The 10,387-nt window shown below is 67.7% G+C and carries 10 protein-coding genes; 4 read left to right on the forward strand and 6 right to left on the reverse strand.

The window, feature by feature from the left end; translation table 11 throughout:
* The 3 genes from E1202_RS30280 to E1202_RS30290 all read right to left on the reverse strand — a co-directional run.
* Nucleotides 1-394 (reverse strand): class I SAM-dependent methyltransferase (locus tag E1202_RS30280; RefSeq protein WP_235879113.1); only part of this gene is annotated, 394 nt, incomplete at its 3' end.
* A 35-nt stretch (nucleotides 395-429) separates the two neighbouring features.
* Nucleotides 430-618, reverse strand: coding sequence for a hypothetical protein (locus E1202_RS30285; protein WP_132686732.1), 189 nt, complete (start codon nucleotides 616-618; stop codon nucleotides 430-432).
* A 416-nt stretch (nucleotides 619-1,034) separates the two neighbouring features.
* Entirely contained in the window at nucleotides 1,035-1,445 is a 411-nt protein-coding gene (locus E1202_RS30290) for a hypothetical protein (protein ID WP_132686733.1), read from the reverse strand.
* A gap of 128 nt (nucleotides 1,446-1,573) precedes the next feature.
* Here E1202_RS30290 and E1202_RS30295 point away from each other — a divergent pair, with 128 nt between their 5' ends.
* Nucleotides 1,574-3,139: an FAD-binding protein gene (locus E1202_RS30295; protein ID WP_132686734.1), complete on the forward strand. Its 1,566-nt coding sequence runs from the start codon at nucleotides 1,574-1,576 to the stop codon at nucleotides 3,137-3,139.
* A gap of 22 nt (nucleotides 3,140-3,161) precedes the next feature.
* Here the strand turns inward: E1202_RS30295 and E1202_RS30300 are convergent, their stop codons facing one another.
* The gene (locus tag E1202_RS30300) at nucleotides 3,162-4,217 is read right to left on the reverse strand and encodes an Lrp/AsnC family transcriptional regulator (RefSeq protein WP_132686735.1); all 1,056 of its coding nucleotides are present in this window, start codon (nucleotides 4,215-4,217) and stop codon (nucleotides 3,162-3,164) included.
* Between the two features lie 115 nt (nucleotides 4,218-4,332).
* On the opposite strand from E1202_RS30300, the gene E1202_RS30305 reads away from it, so the two are divergent.
* Nucleotides 4,333-5,856 (forward strand): AbgT family transporter, encoded by a 1,524-nt coding sequence (locus tag E1202_RS30305; protein ID WP_132686736.1) that lies wholly within the window; start codon nucleotides 4,333-4,335, stop codon nucleotides 5,854-5,856.
* Nucleotides 5,857-5,876: 20 nt separating this feature from the next.
* Nucleotides 5,877-7,130: an amidohydrolase gene (locus E1202_RS30310; RefSeq protein WP_132686737.1), complete on the forward strand. Its 1,254-nt coding sequence runs from the start codon at nucleotides 5,877-5,879 to the stop codon at nucleotides 7,128-7,130.
* Between the two features lie 1,272 nt (nucleotides 7,131-8,402).
* Here the strand turns inward: E1202_RS30310 and E1202_RS30315 are convergent.
* On the reverse strand, nucleotides 8,403-8,714 hold the full coding sequence (locus tag E1202_RS30315) for a DUF6221 family protein (protein ID WP_132686738.1): 312 nt from the start codon (nucleotides 8,712-8,714) through the stop codon (nucleotides 8,403-8,405).
* A gap of 267 nt (nucleotides 8,715-8,981) precedes the next feature.
* On the opposite strand from E1202_RS30315, the gene E1202_RS30320 reads away from it, so the two are divergent.
* The gene (locus tag E1202_RS30320) at nucleotides 8,982-10,064 is read left to right on the forward strand and encodes a peptidoglycan recognition protein family protein (RefSeq protein ID WP_235879115.1); all 1,083 of its coding nucleotides are present in this window, start codon (nucleotides 8,982-8,984) and stop codon (nucleotides 10,062-10,064) included.
* 59 nt (nucleotides 10,065-10,123) lie between these two features.
* Here the strand turns inward: E1202_RS30320 and E1202_RS30325 are convergent.
* Nucleotides 10,124-10,387 (reverse strand): glycosyl hydrolase-related protein (locus tag E1202_RS30325; protein WP_132686740.1); only part of this gene is annotated, 264 nt, incomplete at its 5' end.

A 10,387-nucleotide genomic window follows, 5' to 3' on the forward strand; every position in this document is an offset into this window, starting at 1 on the left:
CCACCGCCCAGAACTGCGCGAACCGCTCCCGCGGCACGTGCGACAACCAGAACCCGAAGAACACCACGTCGAACACCCGATCCGGCCGCCACCCGAACACATCGGCCCGCACCCACCGGACCCGCTCACCCACCCGCGCAGCGGCCCGGGCCAGCATCTCCGGAGACGCATCCACCGCCGTCACCTCATCGGCGTGCCGCGCCAGCAGCGGAGTCCACACACCCGGCCCGCACGCCAGCTCCAACACCCGCCCGGCCGGCGCGAACTCCTCGATGACCTCACCGAGCGCCGACACACCCGGCATCGCCCCGTAATCCCCGTACTCACCGGACACCGCCCGGTAGTAGGCGACCTGCTCGGCCACCAACGCATCCAGACCGTCGTCTCCCGCCACACCAGGAGCCTAGAACCGCCACCGGCACGGCGAGCTCAACTCGACCCGATCGCCTCCACCGCACAGGCCGGACGCCACCAGTAATCGGCCACAAGACGCACCCGGATACCCCCGAACCCCGCCTCACCCAGCAACTCCCGCCACCGCGCGATCGACACCTCGTGATTGGCCGGTGGGGCAGTGGCGGAGAACTTGCCCAGGACCACCGGCAGCACGAATCCCACACCCACCAGATCCCGATCCGCGCCGCACTCCCGCAAACCCGCTCCACCCGAGCCACGCAACCGAAGAACCACACCGGATCCCACACGTCGGCGACCTCCGGCACGTCGAACTCCACCAGCACCAACCGCGACGCATGCCCGCAGAGCCAGCTCAACACCTCCCGCTTGTCGGCCTCGCACAGCGACTGCAACGCCGCGCTCGGCTCCACCACACCCACCCGAAACCGCTGACCACCCAGCGCGGGCAGCAACGCCAACCCATCACCCGCCCCACATCCAGCGCCGACCCGGGCCGCTCCCGCAGATCTTTAGCAGGATCTCGAAGAAGCAACCGCCCCAGCGCCGGCTCCAGGAACCTGGAAGGAGCCGACCACGGCTGCCCGTGCATCAACCCGGCCCACGACCGAGAAGCCGACCTACCGGCCATTCGGTTGCCACCACGACCGCACGGCCAAGGCCACCAGGCCGACGGTCGCGCCCCACACCGCGTTGGCCAGCAGCACCATCACCACTCCGATCCCACCGGGCGTGGGGAGCGGCCCCATCAGCTCGCCACGCAGGAGGGGTGGGAGCACCGCGCTCAGCGCCACCGCCAGCACCCCGTAGACCAGCCCGGCACAGGCCAAGGTCAGCACGGGACGGGCGCTGCGTCGCCACACCACCGCCGCGAGCCAGACCACCGAGATCACCACCGTCACCAGCACCGGCCCCAGCGGCCTGCCGAGCGCGTCCACGGCGCCGGTGATGTTCAGCACCGGCCGCACCAGGGCGAACACCCCGAGAAGCACGATCAGCGGCCACGACAGCCGCGAAACCTGGGTAGTCATACCGCGACGTTAAGGACCCGGCGACCACCGCGACTCGGGGAAACACCCGAACCCGCCCCTGAATCAGCGCGCAGCCGGGGCAGGAGAGGGCCTCGCCACAGAAACTGGAACGTGTTCTACTTCGGGGTATGGCGATCAAGCACGACCCGAACGACGAATGCGACGTCCTCGTCATCGGATCCGGCGCAGGCGCCCTCACCGGCGCCTACACCGCCGCCCGAGAAGGGCTCTCGGTCATCGTGGCCGAAGCCTCCGCCCACTTCGGAGGCACCACCGCCTACTCCGGCGGCGGCATGTGGTTCCCCTGCAACGCCGCACTCCAACGCGCAGGCCACCACGACACCCTCGACGACGCCCGCACCTACTTCCACGCCGTCGTCGGCGACCGCACACCCACCGAACTCCAAGACGCCTTCATCAACACCGGCGCACCGCTCATCGACTACCTCGAAGCCGACACCGACTTCAAGTTCATGCCCTTCCCGTGGCCCGACTACTTCGGCTCCGCACCCCAAGCCAGCGCCACCGGCCGCCACATCATGGCCAAACCCGTCAAAGCCGAAAAGCTCGGAGCCCTCCGCGACACCCTCCGCCCACCACTGGGCACCGAACGCGCCGGAGAACCCCTCCCGGACGGGCTCTTCGGCGGCCAAGCCCTGCTCGCACGCCTGCTCATCGCCCTGTCCAAACAACCCCACGCCGACCTGCGCCGCAACACCGTCTGCGACGAACTCGTCCGCACCGACGGCACCATCACCGGGGCAGTGGTCACCCAGGACGGACAACGCCGCCACATCCACGCCCGCCACGGCGTCCTCATCGCCGCAGGCGGATTCGAGCACAACGAGCAGATGCGCGCCGACCACGCCGTGCCCGGCAACACGCGCGACGCCATGGGACCACCCAGCAACCAAGGCCTCGCCACGCTCGCCGGCATCGCCGCCGGAGCCGACACCGACCTCATGTCCGAAGCCTGGTGGTCACCCGGCATCACCCACCCCGACGGCACCTCGACCTTCTCCCTCTGGTTCACCGCGGGCATCTTCGTCGACGACCACGGCCAACGCTTCGTCAACGAATCCGCCGCCTACGACCGCATCGGCCGACGCATCCTCGCCCGCCTCGCCGACGGCCGGATGAAGCTGCCGTACTGGCTGGTCTACGACGACAGGGCAGGGGAGAGGCCACCAGTCCAGTCCACCAGCGTGCCCCTGGGCGACACGCAGGACTACGTCGACGCCGGCCTGTGGCACACCGCCCACACCCTCGAGGAACTCGCCACCAAGATCGGCGTCCCCGCCGACGACCTCCACCGCACCGTCACGCGGTTCAACACCTCCGCCGAAACCGGAACCGACGAGGACTTCGCACGCGGCGACGAACCCTTCGACCGCGCCTTCACCGACGGAGCATCGCCCCTGGTTCCCATCACCCAGGGCCCCTTCCACGCCGCCGCCTTCGGAATCTCCGACCTCGGCACCAAGGGCGGCCTGCGAACCGACGCATCAGCCCGCGTCCTCGACACCGAAGGCCGCATCATCCCGGGCCTGTACGCAGCGGGGAACTCGATGGCCGCGGTATCCGGAACCACCTACCCAGGCGGCGGAAACCCCATCGGAGCCTGCATGGTCTTCAGCCACCTCGCAGCCCTACACATGGCCCGACGCGCGACAGAAGGACCGCAGGCCACCTAGCAGCACCCACGAGGCCCGGTCCTCACCGCCACGCACCAGCGCCCATCCGGCCGACGGGCAGATGCAGCTCCGCCCACGGATCGGTCGGAACCACCTCGGTGCAGCGCCCCCAGTCGTCCAAGAGACGACTCTGCCGCTTCGGCTGACGCAACGTGATCGCACGTTCCGCCAACGACAGCGACGGAAAATCAGCCGCTAGGCGCTCCTCCACATGCTGACAATCCTCCGGGGAACGCAACCACACGATCATCACCAAGTTGTGCTCACCGGTCACCGCAGCGCAAAACCGCACCTCCGGGACCTTCGCCAACGCCCGCCCCACCTCAGCCAACTGACCCGCAGGCACATTCGCCCAGAAGATCGCCGACACCGGCCAGCCAGTCAGGCTCTGCGCGACCTCGCACCGGATCGACACCAACCCCTGATCGACGAGCCGAGCCACCCGCCGCCGCGCCGTGGACACACTCGCCCCCGTCACCGCAGCGAGTTCGGCAACCGACCGACGCGCATCAACGCTCAACGCCACCATCAGATCCCGATCCTGCTCGGTCAGCACACCCTGCCTCCCACGAGGCAGCGCGTGCCGAGCCAACTCCGCGCGCTGCGCCGGGGACAGTGCGTTGAGCCGCCAATGCTCACCTTCACCGAAGATCGCCGTCGCAGCGTGCACGCTCGTCCGCCGCACCCCCGGCTGATGGCTGAGCTCATCGAGCACGAACCGCGACAGCGCAGGCAGACTCCGCGAATTCAACAGCACCAGCAGATCACGACCGCTACCGACCTGGTGCACCGAAACGACCTGCGGCATCCGCGCGAGCAGCACCGCCAGTCGGTCCCGCTCATCCGGACGGCACCGCACCTCCACGCAGCCGAGCACGAACGCCGACGGCTCCGCTATCCGAGCATGGGCGGTCACCCACACCAGACCCTGCTCAGTGATGCGCCCCCACCGACGCGCCACCGTGCTCGCATCAACACCCACCACCGAACCGATCACCTGCCACGAGGCACGCGGAGCGATCTGCACTGCGTTGACGAGCGCCAGATCAAGCTCATCAAGGCTGGACGAATCTTGCATGCGCAAACCCTAATGTGACGATTTCCGGCAATCCAAGCACCACACCTGGAGTGCTGCCCACCCTTTCCGCCAACCGGCAATTCCCACGCAGCCCTCCACTTCGCCCGGAGACCACATGGACACAGCCCGCACCCGACCAACCCGGCTGGACCGCGTCTTCACCGGCATCGAACGACTCGGCAGCAAAATCCCCGAGCCGTTCTTCCTGTTCGTCTACCTCCTGACCGCCCTGGCACTGGTCACCACCACACTGGCCGCCTTCGACGTCACCATCCGTCTCCCCGGCAAACCCGAACCCATCCCCGTGCGCGCCGTGCTCAGCACCGACGGCCTCGTCTGGTTCCTGACCAACTTCGTCGACAACTTCATCGGCTTCCCACCACTGGGAACCGTGCTGGCGATGATGCTCGTGGTCGGCTTCGCCGAACGAACCGGATTTCTGTCCTCAGCCGTCACCCTCGCCTTCGGCCGCGCCCCACGCTGGCTGCTGCCCTACGCGGTGGCCTTCGTGGCCTGCCAAGCCCACGTCATGTCCGACCCCTCGCTCATCGTGATCCCGCCACTGGCCGCCCTGATGTTCAAAGCCGCCGGACGCCACCCCGTCGCCGGACTGATCGGCGCCTTCGCCTGCGGCGCAACAGGCTACGCAGGGGGAGTGCTGGTCGGATCACTGGACGGACTGCTGGAGGGCATCACCGAAAAAGCGCTCCAGATCGCACCGATCGGCGTCGAAGTGCACACCCACATCGCGATGAACTACTTCTTCGCCGCCACCGCGGGCCTGCTCCTACCACTGGTCGGCGGCTTCCTCATCGACCGCGTGCTCGAACCACGATTCGGCCCGTGGACCACCCCCGACGGCGAACAACCAACCGAACTCACCGCACAGCAACGCAAGGGCGTGCGGGTGGCCACCGCAGTCCTGGCCGGATACGTCGCGTTGACCTTCGGCACCTGGCTCGCCCCCGGCAGCTTCCTGCGCGGAGAAGGCGGATCACTCGTCCCCTCACCGTTCCTGGACAGCATCGTGCCCCTGATCATCATCGCGTTCCTGCTGGCAGGACTGGCCTACGGACTCACCGCAGGCACCGTGACCCAACGCTCGGACGTACCGCGAATGATGACCGACACGGTCAAGGACATGGCCGGCTACATCGTCTTCATCTTCGTCGCCGCCCAGTTCATCGCCCTGTTCACCTGGTCCAACCTGGGCACCCTCATCGCGGTCGGCGCCGCCGACGGACTGCGCGCCGCACACCTCACCGGCTTCCCAGCGATCATCGTGATGGTGCTACTGGCAACTGCGGCGAACCTCTTCATCACCTCCGGCTCAGCCCTGTGGTCGCTGCTGGCACCCGTGATGATCCCCGCCTTCACCATCCTCGGCTACGACCCGGCCTTCATCCAAGCCGCGTACCGAATCGGCGACTCGACCACCCAAGCTGTCAGCCCCCTCAACGCCTACGTCTACATCCTGCTCAGCGTCAACCGGAAGTACGAACCCGAGACGCAGCTGGGCACACTGCTCGCGCGGCTGAGCGTCTTCGTCCTGCCGTTCTTCGCAATGTGGCTGCTGATCCTCGCGGCGTTCTACTTCTTCGACCTGCCCGTCGGACCGGGATCCGGGATCCGGCTGTGACCACCGACCAAGGAGAGATGATGGAGTTCGACGAAATCGTCGCCCTGCGACGCGACTTCCACCGCCATGCCGAGCCCGCGTTCCTCGAGATCCGAACCTCCAGCGCGGTCACAGCCCACCTGCGCGAGCTGGGCCTGCAACCGCAGACCGGACAAGCGGCCATGCGAACCGATACCGTCGTGGACTACCCCAGCACCCAACAACGCGAACAGTTCGCCGAACGAGCCACGCGCACCGGAGCAAACACCACCGACATCGAGCACGCAGTGGAGTTCGGCACCGCAGTGATCGCCGAAGTCCGCGGCCGACGGCCCGGCCCCACCTGGGGACTGCGCTTCGACATGGACGCACTGCCGCTGACCGAATCCGACAGCCCCGAACACGCCCCGGCCGCACGCGGATTCCGTTGCGAACACGATGTGATGCACGCCTGCGGCCACGACGGGCACACCGCGATCGGGCTCGGCCTGGCCAGCCGGCTCGTCGCCGACGACGACTTCGCGGGCACCGTCCGGTTCCTGTTCCAGCCTGCCGAGGAAGGCGGCCGCGGAGCGGCATCGATGATCGCTGCCGGAGCCGCAGAAGGCATCGACCGCTTCGTCGCGGTGCATCTCGGGCTCGACGAACCCGTGGGGCAGGTCAGCGGCGGCATCCAGGGCTTGCTGGCCACCACCAAGATGCGCGCTACCTTCACCGGAACTGCGGCGCACGCCGCAGGTGCCCCCGAACAAGGCGCGAACGCGCTGGTGACAGCCGCCAGCGCCCTGCTCAACGTGATGGCGCTACCGCGCTACTCCACTGCCCACACCCGCATCAACGTCGGCACGCTGCACGGCGGTGACAACGTCAACATCGTGCCGTCCTGGGCCGAGATGACCCTGGAAGCCCGTTCCACGGACTCCGACGTGAGCACTGAGCTCACCGAGCGCATCAAGACCGCGCTGCGCGGTGCCGGCGCGATGCACGGAGTGGCGGTGGACGTCGTCAACACCGGCGGCTCGGCGACGATGGACTGCGACGTGGAGCTGGTGGAAGCGATCGACCGGATCGCTGCGGAACTGACCGAGGCGACGACAGCTGCCGGATTCAAGCAGATGGGCGGCAGCGACGACGCCAGCCTGTTCGCTCGCGAAGTCCAGCGACACGGCGGTACCGCCACGTACATGACGGTCGGCGGCGGCAACACCGCACCACACCACAACCCGCTGTTCGACATCGATGAGCGTGCCCTGCCGATCGCCCTCGAAGTCCTGGAACGCCTCGTCCGCCGCTGATCAGGGCAGGCGAGTGGTGCCCGCGGTTCAGGTGCGCGGGCACCACTCGATCTCCACCCGTGCGAAGGGCACCGCGGATGCTTCCGAGCAGAAGGGGAGAGGTTCGCCGGTACGTTCCAGGCTCTCACCCCGTTGATCACGTCATCCTTGCCCGCTCATTCGTCACAGCCAGTCGACGGAGCAGGGAGGGTGGGATCGTGTCCGACATCATCACCGGCGACGGCAGCGCGAACCATGTGCGGCAAGACCTTCGAGCACCGCACGTTCGGAGAGCCGTTGTTCCACGGCGGCGTTGACTGCGCGGACTGGGAGAAGGCGGCACGCGTGAACCGTTGATCGCCAACATGTCGCTGGGGCGCCGATCAGCACCGGACCGAAACTGGGCCCGGGGAAGTGCCACGATCGGGTCTTCGAACAGTTCACTTAACATAATGTGCATTATCGGCTGTACGGGATTGTGCGGGATGAGGGCGAGAGGGGCTGTTGGGCGGCGTTTTTCAGGCCTCCTCGGGTCCTGGGCGCAGGCATGGTGATGAGGTCGGCGTTCGGGGTTTGGCGTGGCGAGGTGTGGCGGCGGTGGTCAGGTGCGGGTGCCGCCGGGAGGTTCGGTGGCTGTTGCGCGTTGAGCTTCCGAGGGCTCGGCGTGGACATGGGAAGCTGACAGCTCCGCGGACCGTCGGCGCTTGATGGTGCCACTGGGGCCTCCACGGACGGGCCGATGCGAAGTCCCCTTTGTTCGTTCGGCGGACCCCCTATCGACCATTATTTCCGTCACTGTGACGTAAGGGGTTGGTCCGGCTGGACCCTGAAACAATGGTCCACGCAGTGCATTTGCTCGTCGTCGATCATCAGGGACAACCGGCGAGCCGGAGTCATCGGCCGAGGCATCGAGCTGGCTCTACTCAGCCGGCGCAGCAGCAGAGCGCCTCGAAGTCCGCTGATGTGCGATTGCCGACGGCGGATGACACCCATTGGAGGCTCCGATCCCCCATGGAAGAGTCCCGGCGTCTTCCATGGCCATCACTCCGATTGATGGATAACGTAGATTATCCACTACTCATCGTGATCATCTTATGAATATCGTTGCGGCCGAACGCCTTCCACCCGCCACGCTGCGAATCTCCCTCGTCTGCGTTCGTTCCTAGCGTGGCCAGCTGTGCCGAAGTCGCTCTCCCACCGACGACGTGCCGCTCCCCTCGCCCGTCTTCCCCGCCACCCCTACACCGGCTTCGCGCGACCGCGTCGAACACGTGCTCGACCTCGCTCGGAGGCTCAGGGGCGCCAGCGTGGCGCGAAGCCGGGGCGGTCCGCATAGGGCAGGCCCAGCAGCGCCAGGGTGGGGCATCCGCGTTCGTCCTCCGGCGGGTAGCTCGCGCCCAGGGTGTCGCAGGGTCCTCCTCCGGTGCCGCAGCGGTTGTGCTGAGCGAGCAGGCGGGACTTGAGCTCGCATTCGCGGAATCCGCGCAGCGGGCCGATGAGGCAGCGGTGGACGGCGTTGCCGGCCTCTTCGTCGCTTCTGGCCTGGCTGTGCAGTTCCAGGTCGATGTCGATCTGGCGGCGCAGGAATCGGACGAAGCGGTCCATCGTGTGAGCTCTCCCCTGGTGCCCCGAGCCTGGTCGGGCCTGGTGGTGATCGGTCCATAGCGGGGACGTGCGGGGAGCCGGGTGATGACGTGTTGCGGCGCGATTGTCGGACGGTTACTTCTTTGCCAACTCGTGGCGGCTTGTCGCCAGGAATTCCCGTGAACCTGATCGGCTGCGTAGCGTGCCAACCCCGAGGGCACGCGCCCTGTTTCGTGATCGCTGACCGGATTTCGGGAGTGAAGAGAGATGGCACTACGACAGGTACGAGTGGCTCGACGTGCGGTGCTGGCCGGCGGGCTCGCGGTGTCCGCGGTGGGTTTCGCCGGACTGCCCGCCGGTGCGGCGGCGCGGAGCTCGGCGGCTCCGTCGATCTCCTCGACGTCGGACTGGAACGCGCGGGACGCCTCCGGCTCGATCGAGGTGCTGGACTCCAAGCCGACCAAGATCATCGTGCACCACACGGCGACGCCCAACAGCGACGACACGTCGCAGTCGCACGCCTTCGAGTTATCGAGGCAGATCCAGGCCTTCCACATGGACAGCAACGGCTGGTCCGACACCGGCCAGAACTTCACCAACTCGCGCGGCGGGCACCTGATGGAAGGCCGGCACAAGAGCCTCGCCGCGCTGGAGGGCGGCACCCAGCACGTCAAGGGCGCCCACGCCGGTGAGCAGAACTCGGTGGCGCTGGGCATCGAGAACGAGGGCACCTACACCGAGGCGTCGGTCCCGGGGTCGCTGTGGGATTCGCTGGTGTCGTTGTGCTCGTACATGGTGTCGCAGTACGGGATCGAGCCGGGCGCGATCTACGGGCACCGGGACTACATGGCCACGGCGTGCCCGGGTGATGTGCTCTACGCGCGGTTGCCGGAGCTGCGGGAGTCGGTGGGTGCAGCGCTGGGCCTGGCGGTGGTGCAGCCGGTGAGCTGGCCGTTGCTGCGTCCGGGTGCGCAGGGTCCGAACGTCACCGCGTTGCAGATGTTGCTGGGCGCGCGGGGCATGTCGGTGCCGGTGGACGGGGTGTTCGGTGAGGCCACGCAGCAGGCGGCGGCGCGGGTGGCGGTGGAGCGGGGTGCGAGCGGTCCGTCGTGCTTCGCTTCGCGGGTGGCCGAGCCGGGTTTGTTCGGTGGCCTGGCGTGGGAGGGCGTGACGCCGGTGCTGGGTGCGGGTGCTGGTGGTGAGGCGGTGCGCGCGGCCCAGGTGTTGCTGACCTCGCGGGGGCATTACGTGCCTGCTGATGGTGTGTTCGGTGACCGGATGGTCTCGGCGGTGCGTGATTTCCAGGTGGCCGGTGGTCTGGCTGCGTCGGGTGTGGTGGATCGGGTGAGCTGGCAGCGGTTGGTGGCGTGAGGTCTTCTCCCCCGGGTGGCCCGGGGTGGATCACGTGCGTGGTCCACCCCGGGCTTGTTTCATGCGCGGGTGATGCGGAGGGTGCGGATTTCGAAGGGGCGGAGTTTGAGGGGTGTGTCGGGTGGTTGGGGTGCGTGGGTGGGGCGTTCGAGCAGGTCGGTTCGGGTGATGGTCGTTGTGGGGAAGTTGGTGGTGAGGTGGGTGCGGGCTTGGGCGCCGCGGGCTTCGTAGAGGCGGACGATGACGTCGCCGCTGCGGTCGTCGGCGAGTTTGAGGGCTTCGACGATGACGCTGGGGTTGTCGAGGGTGATCAGGGGTGTGAC

This window comes from Saccharopolyspora karakumensis (assembly GCF_004349225.1).
GTDB classification, from domain to species: Bacteria; Actinomycetota; Actinomycetes; order Mycobacteriales; family Pseudonocardiaceae; genus Saccharopolyspora; species Saccharopolyspora endophytica.

Bases quoted from the DNA above. Each gene is read 5' to 3' on its own strand.
- E1202_RS30305 (WP_132686736.1), top strand. From the start codon at position 4,333: ATGGACACAGCCCGCACCCGACCAACCCGGCTGGACCGCGTCTTCACC.
- E1202_RS30310 (WP_132686737.1), top strand. From the start codon at position 5,877: ATGGAGTTCGACGAAATCGTCGCCCTGCGACGCGACTTCCACCGCCAT.
- E1202_RS30300 (WP_132686735.1), bottom strand. From the start codon at position 4,217: ATGCAAGATTCGTCCAGCCTTGATGAGCTTGATCTGGCGCTCGTCAAC.
- E1202_RS30295 (WP_132686734.1), top strand. From the start codon at position 1,574: ATGGCGATCAAGCACGACCCGAACGACGAATGCGACGTCCTCGTCATC.
- E1202_RS30290 (WP_132686733.1), bottom strand. From the start codon at position 1,445: ATGACTACCCAGGTTTCGCGGCTGTCGTGGCCGCTGATCGTGCTTCTC.
- E1202_RS30315 (WP_132686738.1), bottom strand. From the start codon at position 8,714: ATGGACCGCTTCGTCCGATTCCTGCGCCGCCAGATCGACATCGACCTG.